16 protein-coding genes are annotated in these 18672 nt (G+C 69.8%); 10 read left to right on the top strand and 6 right to left on the bottom strand.

What is annotated here, in order from left to right:
* Nucleotides 1–49: 49 nt before the first annotated feature.
* Nucleotides 50–1267, bottom strand: a complete 1218-nt coding sequence (locus tag SSP29_RS16845) for an alpha/beta hydrolase (protein WP_089101444.1) — start codon at nucleotides 1265–1267, stop codon at nucleotides 50–52.
* A 102-nt stretch (nucleotides 1268–1369) separates the two neighbouring features.
* A complete protein-coding gene (locus SSP29_RS16840) occupies nucleotides 1370–1996 on the bottom strand; it encodes a TetR family transcriptional regulator (RefSeq protein ID WP_089101443.1) in 627 nt (208 codons plus the stop codon).
* Nucleotides 1997–2062: 66 nt separating this feature from the next.
* Between SSP29_RS16840 and SSP29_RS16835 the strand changes: the two genes are divergently transcribed.
* Nucleotides 2063–3682, top strand: a complete 1620-nt coding sequence (locus tag SSP29_RS16835) for an MFS transporter (protein WP_089101442.1) — start codon at nucleotides 2063–2065, stop codon at nucleotides 3680–3682.
* Between the two features lie 453 nt (nucleotides 3683–4135).
* Here the strand turns inward: SSP29_RS16835 and SSP29_RS16825 are convergent, their stop codons facing one another.
* Nucleotides 4136–4951, bottom strand: a complete 816-nt coding sequence (locus SSP29_RS16825; protein ID WP_089101440.1) for a potassium channel family protein — start codon at nucleotides 4949–4951, stop codon at nucleotides 4136–4138.
* A gap of 76 nt (nucleotides 4952–5027) precedes the next feature.
* Entirely contained in the window at nucleotides 5028–7775 is a 2748-nt protein-coding gene (aceE, locus tag SSP29_RS16820) for a pyruvate dehydrogenase (acetyl-transferring), homodimeric type (protein WP_089101439.1), read from the bottom strand.
* Nucleotides 7776–8199: 424 nt separating this feature from the next.
* Between aceE and SSP29_RS16815 the strand changes: the two genes are divergently transcribed.
* The 6 genes from SSP29_RS16815 (at nucleotide 8200) to SSP29_RS16790 (ending at nucleotide 12803) form a co-directional block, all read left to right on the top strand.
* Entirely contained in the window at nucleotides 8200–8634 is a 435-nt protein-coding gene (locus tag SSP29_RS16815; RefSeq protein ID WP_167449928.1) for a DUF3052 domain-containing protein, read from the top strand.
* 117 nt (nucleotides 8635–8751) lie between these two features.
* The gene (locus SSP29_RS16810) at nucleotides 8752–9210 is read left to right on the top strand and encodes a peroxiredoxin (RefSeq protein WP_089101437.1); all 459 of its coding nucleotides are present in this window, start codon (nucleotides 8752–8754) and stop codon (nucleotides 9208–9210) included.
* 202 nt (nucleotides 9211–9412) lie between these two features.
* Nucleotides 9413–9988: a TerD family protein gene (locus tag SSP29_RS16805; protein WP_089101652.1), complete on the top strand. Its 576-nt coding sequence runs from the start codon at nucleotides 9413–9415 to the stop codon at nucleotides 9986–9988.
* 116 nt (nucleotides 9989–10104) lie between these two features.
* On the top strand, nucleotides 10105–10680 hold the full coding sequence (locus tag SSP29_RS16800; RefSeq protein WP_089101436.1) for a TerD family protein: 576 nt from the start codon (nucleotides 10105–10107) through the stop codon (nucleotides 10678–10680).
* Nucleotides 10681–10808: 128 nt separating this feature from the next.
* Nucleotides 10809–11954, top strand: a complete 1146-nt coding sequence (locus SSP29_RS16795) for a DUF475 domain-containing protein (RefSeq protein WP_089101435.1) — start codon at nucleotides 10809–10811, stop codon at nucleotides 11952–11954.
* A gap of 111 nt (nucleotides 11955–12065) precedes the next feature.
* Complete coding sequence (locus SSP29_RS16790; RefSeq protein WP_089101434.1) at nucleotides 12066–12803, top strand: TerD family protein; 738 nt, start codon at nucleotides 12066–12068, stop codon at nucleotides 12801–12803.
* A 36-nt stretch (nucleotides 12804–12839) separates the two neighbouring features.
* Here SSP29_RS16790 and SSP29_RS16785 read toward each other — a convergent pair whose 3' ends face one another.
* A complete protein-coding gene (locus tag SSP29_RS16785) occupies nucleotides 12840–13640 on the bottom strand; it encodes a TerD family protein (protein WP_089101433.1) in 801 nt (266 codons plus the stop codon).
* Nucleotides 13641–13816: 176 nt separating this feature from the next.
* Here SSP29_RS16785 and SSP29_RS16780 point away from each other — a divergent pair, with 176 nt between their 5' ends.
* From SSP29_RS16780 to SSP29_RS16770, 3 genes are read left to right on the top strand one after another with little or no spacing between them, the layout of a single operon-like run.
* Nucleotides 13817–14989, top strand: a complete 1173-nt coding sequence (locus SSP29_RS16780; RefSeq protein ID WP_089101432.1) for an HpcH/HpaI aldolase/citrate lyase family protein — start codon at nucleotides 13817–13819, stop codon at nucleotides 14987–14989.
* Between the two features lie 29 nt (nucleotides 14990–15018).
* Nucleotides 15019–17616, top strand: a complete 2598-nt coding sequence (locus SSP29_RS16775; protein ID WP_089101431.1) for a phosphoribosyltransferase — start codon at nucleotides 15019–15021, stop codon at nucleotides 17614–17616.
* Nucleotides 17616–18428 (top strand): HAD family hydrolase, encoded by an 813-nt coding sequence (locus SSP29_RS16770; RefSeq protein ID WP_089101430.1) that lies wholly within the window; start codon nucleotides 17616–17618, stop codon nucleotides 18426–18428. The genes SSP29_RS16775 and SSP29_RS16770 overlap by 1 nt, the downstream gene beginning before the upstream one ends.
* Here the strand turns inward: SSP29_RS16770 and SSP29_RS16765 are convergent.
* Nucleotides 18425–18649 carry an FmdB family zinc ribbon protein gene (locus SSP29_RS16765; protein WP_089101429.1) on the bottom strand — a complete coding sequence of 75 codons (225 nt, stop codon included), beginning with the start codon at nucleotides 18647–18649 and terminating at the stop codon, nucleotides 18425–18427. The two genes, SSP29_RS16770 and SSP29_RS16765, sit on opposite strands and share 4 nt — an antisense overlap.
* Nucleotides 18650–18672: the final 23 nt, after the last annotated feature.

The following is an 18672-nucleotide window of genomic DNA, read 5'->3' as shown; positions in this document are numbered from 1 at the left end:
CACGTGCTTCTCAGTCCCATCCCCGCGCATACCGCACTTCCTGCTGTCTCTACGCGCGTCCGGCCATCAACGTGCCGGACAAACCCGCCCGGCACCCGTCATCGTCGTGGGCGCACGTCACCGCGCCGTATGCGCCGACCCCGACGTCGGCGAGGTTGCGCAGGCTGTCCGTGCCCGGCTCGAAGTAACCGGCGTGTCCCTGGGCGTCGTGCGCCGACAGCACCCGGGCGCCGAAGGAGGAGGAGACGGGGTCGGCGCCGTGGCCGAGTCCGCCGAGCTCCAGGTAGGGGACGTCCTGGATCCAGTCGGTGGCGTCCCGCATCGCCCACACCCGGGCCGAGGTGCCGAGGTGGGAGGCGTTCTCGACGCGCATACCGGGGCTCGCGGCCACCGCTATGTCGGCCACCCGGTCCGGCATGGCGTGCGCGGCCACCCCGCAGACCACCGAGCCGTAGCTGTGGCAGAACATCGACACCGGCGCGTCGCCGGGCAGCGCGCGCAGCAGCGCGTTGAGACGTACGGCGCCCTGCTCGGCTGCCGCGCCGGTCGCCGCGTCCACGCCGAGACCGTCGGGCGCGGTGTAGTCGGCCCAGGCGATCACCGCCGTGCGGGTCGTGGGGCTCGCCGTGCGCTCCGCCTTGTACAGCGCCCGGGCCATGCCGACCGGCGCGGTGTACTGACGGTTCGTCTTCTGGAAGGTGAGCAGGTCGGTGTCGACGCCGGGGACGACGACGGAGATCCGCTCGGCCCTGCTGAGGTCGCCGAACACCTCCGCGACCCGGCCGCTGCCGTCCGGGTCGAAGGCGAGGATCTGCCGGCCCTTCGTCATCAGCGCCTCGTAGCGGTGCATACGACGGCCCGCGTCCTGCTGTCCGGCCGCGCTGAGCCGTGGGTCGTGCATGCGTTTCTTCTCGACGGCGCGCTGCTGGGCGAGGGCGATGTCGTTGGCGCGGTAGCGCAGTTCGACCGGGGCGCCGTTCATGTTGCCCACGGCGAGCGGGTATCGGTGCACGAGCCGGTCGCGCTCCTGCGCGGTGAGGGACGCGAAGAACCGGGTGAGCCGCGCGGGCGACGCCTCCGGGTCCGGCAGATGCAGGCCGTGGACGCTGCCGTGCTCCCACTTGGCGAGGGAGGTCTGCAGGGCGGTGGTCTCGCGGTGCGTGCGCAGGGCCGTCCAGCCGGTGGTCGCGAGCATCACGAACACCACGGCCAGGGCGAGCAGAGTGCGCCAGACGTTGAGCGGCGGGGAGGTGTCGAAGGAAGTCACTGGGAGGACACACTAGGAGAACGAAGGGGTCTCGCGGTAACTGAGTGACGGTTATCACGTTTTGGCAAACGTGAGGCCGGTCTCAGGCCCGTGTGGACGGGTTCAGCCCGCGCGCCAGTTCCCGGTGAGCGCCGGTCCCACCTGATCGAGGTACGACGCGGTGAGTTCGCGGATCGCCGTGACGCTGAAGTCCTCGCCGACCGACCAGTTCCGTTCGGTGACCCGGATGACCGCGCCGAACACGGCGACCACGAGCCGTGGCCGGGGGTCGGTGTCCGGGTCGACGCCCTCCCGCTCGGCGACGATCCGCGCGATCTCCTCCTCCGTCTCCGCCTGGCGCCGCAGATGGGCGGCGAACAGGACCGGGGTCGCCTCGATCATCTTGTACGTGCGCAGGAACAGCTCGACCGGGACGTACCGCTCGATGGCCTCCTCGATGGTGTCCCAGCTGTCCATGACGGACCGGCGCAGCGCCTCCAGCGGGGTCTCCTCGGGCGGGCGCCGGCGCACCGCCTCGATGTAGTGCGCCTCGGTGAGCCGTGGCACGAAGAAGGCCACGTCCTCCTTGCTGGCGAAGTAGCGGAAGAAGGTGCGCTGCGAGACGTCGACGGACTCGGCGATCTCGTCGACGGTGGTGTGCTCGTAGCCCCGGGTGACGAACAGTTCGAGCGCGGAGCGCAGCAGTGCGTCCCGGGTGCGCTGTTTCTTGCGTTCGCGCAGCGTTTCCATGCCTGACAGTTACTGACTAGTGAATTTGTTTGTCAACTGTCAGTGGCTGTCACTAGCCTCGCACGCATGACTAGTCAGACCACGATCGACACGGCGGGGGCGGGGGACAAGGCGCCGGCGGCCCTGCCGGAACAGCCGCCGGCCTCCGGCCTTCGCGGCCACCCCTGGTTCACCCTGATAACCGTCGCCGTCGGGGTCATGATGGTCGCCCTCGACGGCACCATCGTGGCCATCGCCAACCCCGCGATCCAGAAGGACCTCGGCGCCACCTTCGCCCAGGTGCAGTGGATCACCAACGGCTACTTCCTGGCCCTCGCGGTCTCCCTGATCACCGCGGGCAAGCTCGGCGACCGCTTCGGCCACCGACAGACCTTCCTGATCGGCGTCGTCGGCTTCGCCGCCGCCTCCGGCGCCATCGGCCTCTCCGACAGCATCGGCCTGGTCGTCACCTTCCGCGTCTTCCAGGGCCTGTTCGGCGCGCTGCTGATGCCGGCCGCGCTCGGCCTGCTGCGGGCCACCTTCCCGGCCGAGAAGCTCAACATGGCGATCGGCATCTGGGGCATGGTCATCGGCGCCTCCACCGCGGGCGGCCCGATCCTCGGCGGTGTGCTGGTGCAGCACGTCAGCTGGCAGTCGGTGTTCTTCATCAACGTGCCGGTCGGCCTGACCGCCCTCGTCCTCGGTGTGCTGATCCTGCGCGACCACCGCGCGGAGAACGCGCCGCGCTCCTTCGACCTGCTCGGCATCGCCCTGCTCTCCGGCGCGATGTTCTGCCTGGTCTGGGCGCTCATCAAGGCGCCGAGCTGGGGCTGGGGCGACGGCAAGACGTGGACCTTCATCGTCGCGTCGGTCCTGGGCTTCGCCCTCTTCTCCTTCTGGGAGACGAGGGTCAAGGAGCCGCTCATCCCGCTGGGCCTGTTCCGCTCGGTCCCGCTGTCGGCCGGTGTGGTGCTGATGGTCCTGATGGCCATCGCCTTCATGGGCGGCCTGTTCTTCGTGACGTTCTACCTCCAGAACGTGCACGGCATGGACCCGGTCGACGCAGGCCTCCACCTCCTCCCGCTCACCGGCATGATGATCGTCGGCTCCCCGCTGGCCGGGGCCGCGATCACCAAGCTCGGCCCGCGCATCCCGCTGGCCGGCGGCATGGCGGCCACCGCGATCGCCATGTACGGCATGTCCACGCTGAAGGCGGACACGGGCAGTGCGCTCATGTCCCTCTGGTTCGCGCTGCTCGGCCTCGGCCTCGCGCCGGTCATGGTCGGCGCCACGGAGGTCATCGTCGGCAACGCCCCGATGGAGCTCTCCGGTGTGGCCGGCGGTCTCCAGCAGGCCGCGATGCAGATCGGCGGCAGCCTCGGTACGGCCGTCCTCGGCGCCGTGATGGCCTCCAAGGTCGACGGCGACCTGGCGGGCAACTGGGCCGACGCGGGGTTGCCGAAGCTGACTCCGGCGCAGCTGGCCCAGGCCTCGGAGGCGGTCCAGGTCGGTGTCGCGCCGGTCGCCAAGGGGACGCCCGAGGCGGTCGCCGCGAAGATCGCCGACGTCGCCCACGACACGTTCATCTCCGGCATGAGCCTCGCCTCGCTCGTCGCGGCGGGTGTGGCGGCGGTCGCGATCCTGGTCGCGCTGCTCACCAAGCGCGGCGAGAACGCGGACGCGGGCGCGGGCGTCGGACACGTCTAGCGCAACACGCCGGGCCGATATATCCGGTTTATCTGGGCGGAGTTCCCCTATCAGGGTGACTCCGCTAAAGATTCCTCGCACTCGGCACGCGCCGCAGGTCACAGTGGGTCAAGTCCTCCGCAGGGCATGGGAGGACGGCGGACCGCGGCGCGCTGCTGGAGGGGGGCAGCGCGTCCGCCTACGGCGGTGGGGCCGAAGGGGGGCGGGCCGTCGTTCGACTGCGGCCCGGTGGGGGCTGGTCGCGCAGTTCCCCGCGCCCCTTACGGAGCGCTCCCCAGCCGCATCTATCTAGTGCCCCGGCAGGCAACGTTTGCCCGTCAAGGAGCGGCGTCCGGTGCGTGCTCTCGGCGTGCCGGGTGCAGGCCCTCGTACTGGATGTACTTGGGCTTGTGCCCGGTGCGGCGAGAGTGCGTGCCGGGCGTCGCGACGGGGCGAACGTTGCCTGCCGGGGCACTAGCTGCGGGCAGTCGTGCCGCTGGGGCGGCACGGGTGGGCGCAGCGGCACCCGGCCAGCGCCGGTGAGCGCACTGCGCCCCCCGCCACCACCCCCTCGCGCAAGGCAAGCACCTCGGCCCGCAGCGCCCGCACTTCCTCGGTCAGCAGAGCGATCGCCTCCGTCTGCCGCCGCTCCTCCACATCGTCCTTCTCGAACCGCGCGATGAACCACGTCGCGATGTTCGCCGTCACCACACCCAGCAGGGCGATCCCGGAGAGCATCAGGCCCACCGCGATCATCCGGCCCAGCCCCGTCGTCGGCGCGTGGTCCCCGTACCCCACCGTCGTCATCGTCGTGAACGACCACCACAGCGCGTCACCCAGCGTCCGGATGTTCCCGTTCGGCGAGTCGCGTTCCACCGAGAGCACGGCCAGCGACCCGAACATCAGCAGCCCGACCACCGCGCCCACGACATACGTCGTCAGCCGGATCTGCGAGGCCATCCGCGCCCGCCGCCCCACCAGCATCAGCGTCGCGACGAGCCGCAGCAGCCGCAGCGGCTGGAGCAACGGGAGCACCACCGCGCACAGGTCTATCCAGTGCGTCCGTACGAACTCCCGGCGCCGGGGCGCCAGCGCCAGCCGTACGAGGTAGTCGAGGGCGAAGGAACCCCACACCACCCACTCCGCCACCGTGCAGGCCGCGGTGAGGACGTGCCCGGCCGAACGGTCCACGATCGGCAGCGCGTAGGCGACGGCGAAGGCCACCGCGAGTGCCAGCAACGGCCGTTGACTGACCTGCTCCCAACGAGCCTGCGCGGACTGTTCCTTCATGTGCGCATCGTAAAGAAACCGCAAGGGCGGCGGAGACCACGGTCCCGCCGCCCTTGACCTGTCCGCCCGTCGGGGGCTACGCGTCGCCGCCCGCCGCGCCCGGGTGCGCCGCCGTGACGTCCAGCAGCTGGTACCGGTCGATGGCCTGCTTGAGGACCGAGCGGTCGAGCTTGCCCTCACGGGCCAGTTCGGTCAGCACCGCGACCACGATCGACTGCGCGTCGATGTGGAAGAAGCGGCGCGCCGCGCCCCGCGTGTCGGCGAAGCCGAACCCGTCGGCGCCCAGCGACTGGTACGTGCCCGGCACCCAGCGCGCGATCTGGTCCGGAACCGATCGCATCCAGTCGGAGACGGCCACGAACGGACCCTCGGCGCCGCTCAGCTTCTGCGTCACCCACGGCGTCCGCTGCTCCTCCTCCGGATGCAGCAGGTTGTGCTGCTCGCAGGCCACGGCCTCGCGCCGCAGCTCGTTCCAGGAGGTGGCGGACCAGACGTCGGCCTTGACGTTCCAGTCCTCCGCGAGGATCTTCTGGGCCTCGATCGCCCACGGGACCGCCACGCCCGACGCCATGATCTGCGCCGCGACCGTGCCCGCCGTGCCCGCGCTGATCCGGTGCACGCCCTTGAGGATGCCCTCGACGTCCACGTCGGCCGGCTCGGCCGGGTGCTGGATCGGCTCGTTGTAGACGGTCAGGTAGTAGAAGACGTCCTCGCCGTGCGGGTGCTCCGCGTCGCCGCCGTACATGCGGCGCAGGCCGTCCTGGACGATGTGCGCGATCTCGTACGAGTACGCCGGGTCGTAGGCGACGCAGGCGGGGTTCGTCGAGGCCAGCAGCTGGGAGTGGCCGTCCGCGTGCTGGAGGCCCTCGCCGGTCAGGGTCGTACGGCCGGCGGTCGCACCCAGGACGAAACCGCGCGAAAGCTGGTCGGCCATCTGCCAGAACTGGTCGCCGGTGCGCTGGAAACCGAACATCGAGTAGAAGACGTAGACCGGGATGAGCGGCTCGCCGTGCGTGGCGTAGGCCGAGCCCGCCGCGATCAGGGAGGCCGTGCAGCCCGCCTCCGAGATGCCGTCGTGCAGCATCTGGCCGGTCGGCGACTCCTTGTAGGCGAGCAGCAGGTCGCGGTCGACCGCCTCGTACTGCTGGCCGAGCGGGTTGTAGATCTTCGCGCTCGGGAAGAAGGAGTCCATGCCGAAGGTGCGGTACTCGTCCGGCGCGATGAGGACGAAGCGGCGGCCGAGCTCCTTGTCCCGCATGAGGTCCTTGAGGAGACGGACGAAGGCCATGGTCGTCGCGATGGACTGCTGGCCGGTGCCCTTCTTCACGGTCGCGTACGTCTTGTCGTCCGGAAGGGCGAGCGGCTTGGAGCGTACGACGCGGGTCGGGACGTAGCCGCCGAGCCCCTTGCGCCGGTCGTGCATGTACTGGATCTCCTCCGAGTTCCGGCCCGGGTGGTAGTACGGCGGCAGGCCGGACTCCAGCTCCTTGTCGGAGATCGGCAGGTGCAGGCGGTCCCGGAAGCCCTTGAGGTCGGCGACCGTCAGCTTCTTCATCTGGTGCGTGGCGTTGCGGCCCTCGAAGTTCGGGCCCAGCGTCCAGCCCTTGATCGTCTTGGCCAGGATGACCGTCGGCTGGCCCCGGTGCTCGGTGGCCGCCTTGAACGCCGCGTAGATCTTGCGGTGGTCGTGGCCGCCGCGGCCCAGGTGCAGGATCTGGTCGTCGGTCATGTGCTCGACCATCGCGCGCAGCCGCTGGTCGTCGCCGAAGAAGTGGTCGCGGATGTACGCGCCGGACTCGGTGGCGTAGGTCTGGAACTGACCGTCCGGGGTCGTGTTCATCCTGTTGACCAGCACGCCGTCGCGGTCCTGGGCGAGCAGCGGGTCCCAGGTGCGGTCCCAGACCAGCTTGATCACGTTCCAGCCGGCGCCCCGGAAGACGGACTCCAGCTCCTGGATGATCTTGCCGTTGCCGCGCACCGGGCCGTCGAGCCGCTGCAGGTTGCAGTTGACGACGAAGGTCAGGTTGTCCAGGCCCTCGCGGGCGGCGATGGACAGCTGGCCGAGCGACTCGGGCTCGTCCATCTCGCCGTCGCCGAGGAACGCCCAGACGTGCGACTTCGACGTGTCGGCGATCCCGCGCGCGTGCATGTAGCGGTTCATCCGCGCCTGGTAGATGGCGCCGATCGGGCCGAGGCCCATCGAGACGGTCGGGAACTCCCAGAAGTCCGGCATCGAGCGCGGGTGCGGGTAGCTGGAGAGGCCGTCCGGGTACTTCGACTTCTCCTGGCGGAAGCCGTCCAGCTGGTTCTCGCTGAGCCGGTCGAGCAGGAAGGCGCGCGCGTAGATGCCGGGGGAGGCGTGGCCCTGGAAGAAGACCTGGTCGCCGCCGTGGCCGTCGTCCTTGCCGTGGAAGAAGTGGTTGAAGCCGACGTCGTAGAGGGACGCCGAGGACGCGAAGGTGGCGATGTGACCGCCGACGCCGATGCCCGGACGCTGGGCGCGGGAGACCATCACCGCGGCGTTCCAGCGGGTCGCGTTGAGGACCTTGCGCTCGATCTCCTCGTTGCCCGGGAAGAACGGCTCGGCCCGGGTCGGGATCGTGTTGACGTAGTCCGTGCTGCGCATCTCGGGCACAGCCACGCGCCGCTCGCGGGCGCGCTCGATCAGGCGGAGCATCAGATAGCGGGCCCGCTCCCGGCCGCGCTCGTCCACGGCGGCGTCGAGCGAGTCGAGCCACTCCTGGGTTTCCTCGGGGTCGAAGTCAGGAACCTGACTCGGAAGGCCGCCAATGATGATCGGGTTGCGATCGGATCCGGAAGCCACGCTGTTCCTTACCTGTCAGAGGGCCACTGATTCCCTGTTTTTTCCGGTTTTACCTGCGTCTTGCCTGCACCGCTGTCCATCGTCCACCCCGGGGCAGCGCACGTCATCTCTACCGTGAGGTAACTCGGGACCGGCCAAAACGCAACGATACGCCCGGGGTGTGACGCGCTTGGCAAACTCGTTCGACCGCCGTATGTGAGGATGATTCCGAAAGGTGCATAGCGGGCAAAAGGGAGTGGTGTGTGCCACAGTCATCCGCGATACGGTGCCGGGAGTTGCGGCGACACGGCCGGGATCGTCACCGTTTCGGCGGTCCGAACGGCCGGGTACTTGCGCGATCCGTCCCGCCCGTGTGGACTACGGCCAATGCTTCGCGCACGCGCGTGGCTGAGTTCATCACCAAGACATGATCAGGAGGCAACCCGTGAGCGCGACCGCGGACCACGCGGAGGAGCGGACCCTTGCCGCCAGGCTGGGGTTCCAGCCGGCGCAGGTGGTCCAGGAGATCGGCTACGACGACGACGTCGACCAGGAGCTCCGCGAGTCCATCGAAGAGACCACCGGTACCGAGTTGGTGGACGAGGACTACGACGACGTGGCCGACGCCGTGGTGCTGTGGTTCCGCGACGAGGACGGTGACCTGACGGATGCGCTGGTCGACGCCCTCAGCTACCTCGAAGAGGGTGGCGCGATTCTGCTGCTGACACCGAAGACCGGCCGCGACGGCTACATCGAGCCGAGCGACATCGGTGACGCGGTGACCACCGCCGGCCTCTCGCAGACCAAGAGCGTCAGCGTGGGCAAGGACTGGAACGGCAGCCGTCTGAGCACGCCGAAGGCAGCAGCCAAGAAGCGCTGAGCCCCGTAGAGCGAGCCTCGCCGGCGGACGGGCCCACCGGGTCCGTCCGCCGGTCCACAGCGATCGCCGCATAGGGTGTCCTCACCCGAACAGCCCCTGACGATGGGATGCAGGACGATGGCGATCCAGGTCGGCGACAAGGCACCCGACTTCGAGCTCAAGGACAACCACGGCCGGACCGTACGGCTGTCCGACTTCCGCGGCGAGAAGAACGTGGTGCTGCTCTTCTACCCGTTCGCCTTCACGGGGGTGTGCACCGGCGAGCTGTGCGAGCTGCGCGACAACCTCCCGAAGTTCGAGGACCGCGACACCCAGCTGCTGGCCGTCTCCAACGACTCCATCCACACCCTGCGCGTCTTCGCCGAGCAGGAGGGCCTGGAGTACCCGCTGCTGAGCGACTTCTGGCCGCACGGCGAGACCTCGCGCGCCTACGGCGTCTTCGACGAGGCCAAGGGCTGCGCCGTGCGCGGCACCTTCGTCATCGACAGGGAGGGCGTCGTGCGGTGGACCGTGGTCAACGGACTGCCGGACGCCCGGGACCTGAACGAGTACGTGACGGCGCTCGACGCCCTGTAACCCACCCGCTCCCGACCCCCGCGCCGGCCGCCCGGGGGCCGGTATGCCGCGTCCCCTAGGGGGCGACCCGGCCGACACCCCGTGATTCTTCGGGGTCCAGGGCCTGCGTGCGACGGGAACCCGTCACTAGGATCGAATCGTTGATCCGGTATCCGAAGCACGACGGGGGCTCCCCGCCCCTGGACCACACATGGGAGGACTCGTGGGAGTCAGCCTCAGCAAGGGCGGCAACGTATCGCTGACGAAGGAGGCCCCCGGCCTGACCGCGGTCCTCGTCGGTCTGGGCTGGGACGTCCGGACCACCACCGGCACCGACTTCGACCTGGACGCCAGCGCACTGCTGCTGAACGCGGCGGGCAAGGTCGGCAGCGATCAGAACTTCGTCTTCTTCAACAACCTCAAGAGCCCCGAGGGCTCGGTCGAGCACACCGGCGACAACCTCACCGGTGAGGGCGAGGGCGACGACGAGGTGATCAAGGTCAATCTGGCCACGGTCCCCGCCGACGTCGACAAGATCGTCTTCCCGGTGTCGATCTACGACGCCGACAACCGGCAGCAGTCCTTCGGCCAGGTGCGCAACGCGTTCATCCGCGTGGTCAACCAGGCCGGCGGCGCCGAGATCGCCCGTTACGACCTGTCCGAGGACGCCTCGACCGAGACCGCGATGGTCTTCGGCGAGCTCTACCGCAACGGCGCCGAGTGGAAGTTCCGCGCCATCGGCCAGGGCTACGCCTCCGGCCTGCGCGGCATCGCCCAGGACTTCGGCGTCAACGTCTGAGTCATGTGAACGCCCCGGGGCGTTCGAAAGTCCGATCCGTCCGGCGCCGCACCGTTTACGGTCGGCGCCGGACGCGCAGGACAACGGAGAAACACCGCTAGGGGAGGACCAGCATCATGGGCGTCACGCTCGCCAAGGGGGGCAATGTCTCCCTCTCGAAGGCCGCACCGAACCTCACCAACGTCATGATCGGACTCGGCTGGGACGCCCGCTCCACCACCGGCGCCCCCTTCGACCTGGACGCCAGCGCCCTGCTGTGCCAGGGCGGGCGAGTCCTCGGCGACGAGTGGTTCGTCTTCTACAACCAGCTCAAGAGCCCGGAAGGCTCCGTGGAGCACACCGGTGACAACCTCACCGGTGAGGGCGAGGGTGACGACGAATCGATTCTGGTCGACCTGCCCAAGGTGCCGGCCACCTGCGACAAGATCGTCTTTCCGGTGTCGATCCACATGGCCGACGAGCGCGGCCAGACCTTCGGCCAGGTCTCCAACGCCTTCATCCGGGTCGTCAACCAGGCCGACGGCCAGGAGCTCGCCCGCTACGACCTGTCCGAGGACGCCTCCACCGAGACCGCCATGATCTTCGGCGAGCTCTACCGCTACCAGAACGAGTGGAAGTTCCGGGCCGTCGGCCAGGGCTACGCCTCCGGGCTGCGCGGCATCGCACTCGACTTCGGCGTGAACGTCTCATAGGACCTTCACGCCGGATATGGGGGCCGCCCGGGCCGTTGGACACCCACGCCCTCTACACTGCGTGGTCAACAGTAGGTAAAGCCGAGTACGGCGCGAGCGAGACCCGTACACACACGATTGGGTAGCCAGTGCTTCTGAAAACCTTCGGCTGGTCGTTCGCGATCACCGCGCTCGGCCTGGTCGCCGCGGTCTTCTACGGGGGCTGGGAAGCCTTCGGCATCGTGGCGATCCTCGCCGTCCTCGAAATCTCCCTGTCGTTCGACAACGCGGTCGTCAACGCCGGAATCCTGAAGAAGATGAACGCCTTCTGGCAGAAGATCTTCCTCACGGTGGGCGTGCTCATCGCGGTCTTCGGCATGCGGCTGGTCTTCCCCGTCGTCATCGTCGCGATCACCGCCAAGATGGGCCCCATCGAGGCCGTCGACCTCGCGCTCAACAACAAGGACCGCTACCAGGAGCTGGTCACCGACGCCCACCCGGCGATCGCCGCCTTCGGTGGCATGTTCCTGCTGATGATCTTCCTGGACTTCATCTTCGAGGACCGGGACATCCAGTGGCTGCGCTGGATCGAGCGCCCGCTGGCCAAGCTCGGCAAGGTCGACATGCTGGCGGTCTGCATCGCCCTGATCGTCCTGCTGATCACCTCCTTCACCTTCGCCACCCACGCCCACCAGCACGGCGGCGGCCACGTCGACAAGGCGCAGACGGTCCTGATCGCCGGCATCGCCGGCCTGATCACGTACATGATCGTCGGTGGTCTCTCCGGCTTCTTCGAGGACCGGCTGGAGGCCGAGGAGGAGCGCGAGCACGAGGAGGAGGAAGAGGCCGAGCGCACCGGCAAGAAGAAGTCGTCGGTCGTGCTGGCCGGCCAGGCCGCGTTCTTCATGTTCCTCTACCTGGAGGTCCTGGACGCGTCCTTCTCCTTCGACGGCGTGATCGGCGCCTTCGCCATCACCAACGACATCGTCCTCATGGCCCTCGGCCTCGGCATCGGCGCGATGTACGTCCGCTCGCTCACCGTGTACCTGGTCCGCCAGGGCACCCTGGACGACTACGTCTACCTGGAGCACGGCGCCCACTACGCGATCGGCGCCCTGGCCGTGATCCTCATGGTCACCATCCAGTACGAGATCAACGAGGTCATCACCGGCCTCGTCGGCGTCGTCCTGATCGGCTGGTCGTTCTGGTCCTCCGTACGGCGCAACCAGCGGCTGGCGGCGGCCGAGGGAAAAGCGGGATCGGACGAGAAGGCTGAAGTCTCGTCCGGAGTCTGACCGACCGAAAAGAAGGGTGTGACACCCTTCTGCACGAGGAACGCTCTGTTCAGGGCGGCCGACCCGAGTCGGCCGCCCTGAAGTGTTGATCCGGAGTCTCTGGGGGCGGGAATGGGTTTCTTCGACGGGCTGCTGGGCGGGAAGGCGGCCGAGTTCGACTCGGGCAGTGCCGCGTCCAACTCCATCGAGCTCACCAGGCGGCATCAGCAGGTGTCCCTCACCAAGCAGGGCGCGGCCACCGGCAACCTGCGGATCAACCTCGCCTGGCGGATGCGGACGTCCGACTTCGACGGCGAACAGCGCACGAGTCTGTTCCGGCACCCCTTCAGGGCGCTCAAGCCGCCGGAGGTGATGGGACACGGGCAGAGCATGGTCAACGTCGACCTCGACCTCGGTGCGCTGTACGAGCTGGCCGACGGGACGAAGGGGGTCGTCCAGCCGCTCGGCGGCCTGCTCGGGGACGTGAACGCGCCGCCGTACGTCAAGCTCAGCGGCGACGACCGGTTCGGGTCGGCGTCCGGCGAGACGATGTACGTCAACCTCGATCACCGGGACGACATCAAGCGGCTGCTGGTGTTCGTGTACATCTACGACCAGACGCCGGCGTTCGACCGCACCCACGCGATCGTCACGCTGTACCCGAGCAACGGACCGCGCATCGAGATAGGCCTCGACGAACGGCATCCGCAGGCCCGGTCCTGTGCGGTCGTGATGATCGAGAACGTGAAGGGCGAGCTGGTCGTCCGGCGTGAGGTGAAGTTCGTGTACGGGTTCCAGGGGGAGCTGGACCGGCTGTACGGGTGGGGGTTGCAGTGGGGGCGGGGTTACAAGACCAAGGCGGAGAAGTAGTCCGTCTGTGGGGGCGCCCCCAAAAGCAGACAGGCCCTAGCGTCCGATGAACTGCGGGCCCTGCGGAGGCAGCCTGAAGTCCGCGTTCGGGACCGTCGCCACCGGGATCGGGGCCGGAGGCGGGTAGCCGTAGCCCGACTGGGGCTGTTGCTGGGTGTATGCGGGCTGCGGGAAGCCGTAGGCCGGCTGGGCCGGTGAGGTCGGCTGCGGGTAGCCGTACGCCGGCTGCGTGGGTACCGATGTCGGCTGCTCGGGCGGGAGCGGCATGGACGCCGACGGCTCCTCCATCGGCTCCGACTCGTCCACCGAGATGCCGAAGTCCGTGGCCAGGCCCTTGAGGCCGTTGCTGTAGCCCTCGCCCAGCGCGCGGAACTTCCAGCCCTCGCCCCTGCGGTACAGCTCGCCGCAGATCAGGGCCGTCTCGGCGCCGGTCTCCGGCTTGATGTCGAAATGGGCCAGCGCCTCGGCGTCGGGTGCCGAGGCGTCGTACAGCAGGATGCGCAGCGCGGGTACGTGTTCGAACGGGATGCCGTCCGCCGACGCGACCAGGAGGATTCGGCCGACGTTGGGCTCGACACCGGGCAGATCTGTCTGGATCGTGTCGGTGAGGCCCTCGGCCACCCGTTTCTTGCCGAGCCGCCAGACCTTCCCGGAGGGGTGCCGGGGCTGGTTGTAGAAGACGAAGTCCTCGTCGGAGCGCACACGTCCGTCGGGGCCGAGGAGCAGCGCCGAGGCGTCGACGTCCGGAACTCCCTGCCCGGGTGTCCAGCGCAGCACGGCCCGGACCGTGGTGGCCTCCACCGGTACGTTGGACCCCTTCAGCATCGCGTGCGTCATGCGGTCATCCTGCCCTCTCGGTCCTGGTCACGACAACGCGGGGGGCCTCGCGACCGACACAGGCGGGTTACCTGAAATTCATGCCCTGCGGGAACCCCCGACATGGCTTTGTACGTACTATTACCGGCCACCCTTTACCAATTTCACAGGCTCGGCCCACGCCACGGGGGAGTTCTATGCGTCATTTCGGGCACATCGCACCTGAGGTGCGGCAGCGCCTCTTCCACCAGGAGCCGTGCGAGTTCACCGCCGACTCCCCGGCCCGCCTGCTCTCCGCAGCCCTGGGCGCCACGCTGTACAGTCCGGCCACCCGGCCGCGGCTCGCCGACGACATCGTCAAGCAGTCGGCACTCGGCGTGGTCTCGATGGTGCTGTGCCTGGAGGACTCCATCGGCGACGAGGACGTGGTGGCCGGCGAGGAGAACCTCGTCCGGCAGTTCGCCGACCTGGCCGAGCGGGCGCGGGCGGGCGTGGAGCTGCCGCTGCTCTTCATCCGGGTGCGGGAGCCCGAGCAGATCCCCGACCTGGTACGACGGCTGGGCGCGAGCGTGTCGCTGCTGTCCGGATTCGTGTTCCCGAAGTTCACCGAGGAGCGCGGCATCCCCTTCCTGCAGGCCCTGGACGGCGCCGCGCTGCGCAGCGGGCGCCGGCTGTTCGGCATGCCGGTGCTTGAGACGCCCGAGCTGATGTACCGGGAGACGCGCGTGGACGCCCTGGAGGGCATCGCCCGCGCCGTCGACAAGTACCGTGACAAGGTGCTGGCGCTGCGCCTCGGGGTCACCGACTTCTGCTCGTCCTACGGGCTGCGGCGGGCCCCCGACATGACCGCCTACGACGTGCAGATCATCGCCTCCGTCATCGCCGACGTGGTGAACATGCTGGGCCGGGCCGACGGCACCGGTTTCACGGTGACCGGGCCGGTGTGGGAGTACTTCCGGGTCCCCGAGCGCATGTTCAAGCCGATGCTGCGGACCAGCCCCTTCCTGGAGGAGCAGGCCGTGGAACTGCGCAACCGGCTCATCGAGCACGCCATGGACGGCCTGCTGAGAGAGATCTCCCTCGACCAGGCCAACGGGCTGCTCGGCAAGACCTGCATCCACCCGTCCCACGTGATCCCCGTGCACGCGCTGTCCGTCGTCAGTCACGAGGAGTTCTCCGACGCCCAGGACATCCTGCGGCCGGAACGGGGCGGCGGGGGTGTACTTCGCTCGGCCTACACGAACAAGATGAACGAGGTGAAGCCGCACCGCGCCTGGGCCGAGCGGACCATGCTCCGCGCCGAGGTGTTCGGCGTGGCCAACGAGGACGTCGGCTTCGTGGAGCTGCTCGCCGCCGGGATACCGGGTTGACGGGCTCCAGGGGACGACACAGGGAACGCATGAACATCGCAGCGAACAACGGGGTCTGGTCCGGCAGCTGGGTCGCCGAGCGGCTCGGCGTCGAGCTCGTGGGCGACGACGGCCTCACGGCCCTCCTCGGCCTCGCCCTGCGCCGCAACCCCAGACGGGCCCACCTCCTGGTCTCCAACGTGCTCGGCAAGCACGTACCGCAGTCGCCGGCGGTCGTGTACGGGCATGGCTTCGCCCTCGGCCGACGGGTGCGGGACCTGCTCGGCGAGCAGGAGGCCGGGCAGGCGGTCGTCCTGGGCTACGCCGAGACGGCCACCGGCCTCGGCCACTCGGTGGCGGACGGGGTCGGCCTCGCTCCGTACCTGCACTCCACGCGCCGCCCGGTCGCCGGGGTCGCGCCTGCGGGTGGCTTCGAGGAGGCCCACTCCCACGCCACGTCCCACCTGCTGCTGCCGGAGGACCCCGCCCTGCTGTCCGGCGACGGCCCCCTGGTCCTCGTCGACGACGAGTTCTCCACCGGCAACACGGTCCTGAACACGATCAGGGACCTGCATGCCCGTTATCCGCGGAAACGTTACGTCGTGGTGGCTCTGGTCGATGTGCGGTCGGCGGCGGACGCGGGCCGCTTGGTGGATTTCGCCGGTGAGATCGGTGCCAGGGTGGACCTGGTGGCCGCGGCCTCCGGCACCGTGAAGCTGCCCGAGGGCGTCCTGGAAAAGGGCCAGGAACTGGTGGCACGGTACGAAGAGAGTGCCGCGGGGGGTGAGCGGCCGGGTGCGGCGCCGTCGGGGCTGAGCGCGCAGTTCCCCGCGCCCCTAGGGGGTGGGGGGCAACCCCCTCAAGGGGCGCGGGGCTGTGTTGAATCTGCGGCTACCGCCGCGTGGGCGCGACCAGCCCCCACCGGCCCGCAGGCGACCGACAACCGCACCACCCCCCACCTCACCCGCATCGACCTGCACTGGCCGCCAGGCCTCCCCGACGGCGGACGGCACGGCTTCACCCCGGCCCACCGCATACGCCTCGAAACGGCCCTCCCCCTGATGGCGGCCCGGGTCGCCGAAGCGCTCCCCGCCGACGCCCGCCGCGTGCTCACGCTCGGCTTCGAGGAGCTGATGTACGCCCCCCTCAGGGTCGCCCGCGAGCTGGAGGCCCTGGTCACCGCCGAGGTCCGGTACTCCACCACCACCCGCTCGCCCGTCCTGGCCGTCGACGACCCCGGCTACGCCATCCGCAGCCGCCTCGTCTTCCCGGCCCACGACAACCCCGCCGACGGCCCCGGCGAGCGCTACGCGTACAACGTGGCCGGCGCCGGCTTCGACGCCGTCGTCCTGTTCGTCGACTCCGCCGGCGACACCCCCGAACTGCACGCCCCCGACGGCCTGCTGGACCGGCTCGGCGCGCATGCCCCGCACGTCCTGCTCGCGGTTGTACCGTCGTACGTCCCCGCGCTGACCGAAGAGAGCCCCGCCATGCTGCCCGAGCCCCTCCGCGGCCCCGCCTTCTCCTCGTACCCGGCGGAGGACGTCGGCTGGCTGCTCCAGGACCTCTCGGACGTCACGCTGGAGGCGCCGACCGAGGAGCGCGAGGAGGCGATCCAGAGCGGCGGCGCGCACTACGCCGAGTCGCTGCCGGTCGAGTACCAGCCGAGTGACCGGTACCAGGCCCTCTTCCACGCCGCCCTGGACACCTCGGCCGCGCGGATCGCGCAGGCGGTCGGGGTGGTCACCGAGACCGTGCTGGCCGAGCGGTCGCCGCGGCCGGTGCTGGTGTCGCTGGCACGGGCCGGCACCCCGGTGGGCGTGCTGATGCGCCGCTGGGCGCAGTTCCGGTACGGCGTCGACCTGCCGCACTACGCGGTGTCGATCGTGCGCGGCCGCGGCATCGACGCCAACGCGCTGCGCTGGCTGGCCGCGCACCACGACCCGCGGGACGTGGTGTTCGTGGACGGGTGGACGGGGAAGGGCGCGATCACCCGGGAACTGGCCGACGCGGTCGAGGAGTTCGAGGAGCGGGCGGGCGTCTCCGGGTTCGATCCGGAGATCGCGGTGCTCGCGGACCCCGGGTCGTGCGTGCGGACGTACGGCACCCGGGAGGACTTCCTGATCCCCTCCGCGTGCCTCAACTCGACCGTCTCCGGGCTGATCTCGCGGACCGTGCTGCGGGCCGACCTGGTGGGTCCCGACGACTTCCACGGCGCGAAGTTCTACCGCGAGCTGGCCGGGGCCGACGTGTCGGTGGCCTTCCTCGACGCGGTCGTGGCGCGGTTCGCCGAGGTGGTCGACTCCGTGGACGCCGCTGTGAAGGAGCTGGCCGTCGCCGACCGCGCGCCGACCTGGGAGGGCTGGGCGGCCGTGGAGCGGATCAGCGAGGAGTACGGCATCCACGACGTGAACCTCGTCAAGCCGGGCGTCGGCGAGACCACCCGGGTGCTGCTGCGCCGGGTGCCCTGGAAGATCCTGGCGCGGGCCGGGGCGGGCGCCGACCTCGACCATGTGCGGCTCCTCGCGGAGCAGAGAGGGGTGCCGGTGGAGGAGGTCGGCGAACTGCCGTACACCTGCGTCGGATTGATCCACCCCAAGTACACGCGCGGGGCGACCGGTGCCGACGGCAAGGCGGTGAACGTCTGATGGCGGTGCTCGTCGCAAGTGACCTCGACCGCACGCTCATCTACTCGGCGGGTGCCCTGGCGCTGACCATGCCGGACGCGCGGGCGCCCCGGCTGCTCTGCGTCGAGGTGCACGAGAGCAGGCCGCTGTCGTACATGACGGAGACGGCCGCGCAGCTGCTGGCCGAACTGGGGGACGCGGCCGTCTTCGTGCCGACCACGACGCGGACCCGCAAGCAGTACGAGCGGATCAACCTGCCGGGGCCCGCGCCGAGGTACGCCATCTGTGCCAACGGCGGGCATCTGCTGGTCGACGGGGTGTCCGACGTGGACTGGCACGGACGGGTGCTGGCGCGGCTGGCCGACGAGTGCGCCCCGCTGGACGAGGTGCGGGCGTATCTGGCGGAGCACGCCGATCCGGTGTGGCTGCGCAAGCAGCGGGTCGCCGAGGACCTGTTCGCCTACCTGGTCGTGGAGCGGGAGCTGCTGCCCGAGGAGTGGGTGAAGAGCCTCGCGGTGTGGGCGGAGAACCGCGGCTGGACGGTGTCGTTGCAGGGCCGGAAGATCTACGCCGTGCCGAAGCCGCTGACGAAGAGCGCGGCCATGCGGGAGGTCGCGCGCCGGACCGGGGCCGAGCTGACGGTGGCCGCGGGGGACTCGCTGCTGGACGCCGACCTGTTGCTGGCCGCGGACTGCGGCTGGCGGCCGGGGCACGGGGAGCTGGCCGACGCCGGGTGGACCGGGCCGGCCATCACCGCGCTGCCGGAGCGAGGGGTGCTCGCCGGTGAGCGAATCCTGCGCGAATTCCTGAAGGCGGTCCGTACGGCGGGCTAGCCGCAGCAACCGCCGCCGCAGCAGCCCCCACCGGAGGCGGCGGGGGCGCCGGAGCCGGTGGCGGGCGCGGACGCCGAGCCCCCCACCGCCACCGTCGACAAGAGCTTTACCGTGTCTTGATGCCCTTCCGGGCATGCTGCCGGAGCCGATGACTCGGCCATGGGGCGGGACAGTTCGAAGGTGTCGCCGCAGGTGCGGCAGCGGTACTCGTAGCGGGGCATGAGGGACAGGCTAGCGGCAGTGA

This window comes from Streptomyces hyaluromycini (assembly GCF_002217755.1).
GTDB lineage: Bacteria > Actinomycetota > Actinomycetes > Streptomycetales > Streptomycetaceae > Streptomyces > Streptomyces hyaluromycini.
Note: the sequence above shows the minus strand (reverse complement) of the source record. Positions and strands in the feature narration are given on the sequence as shown.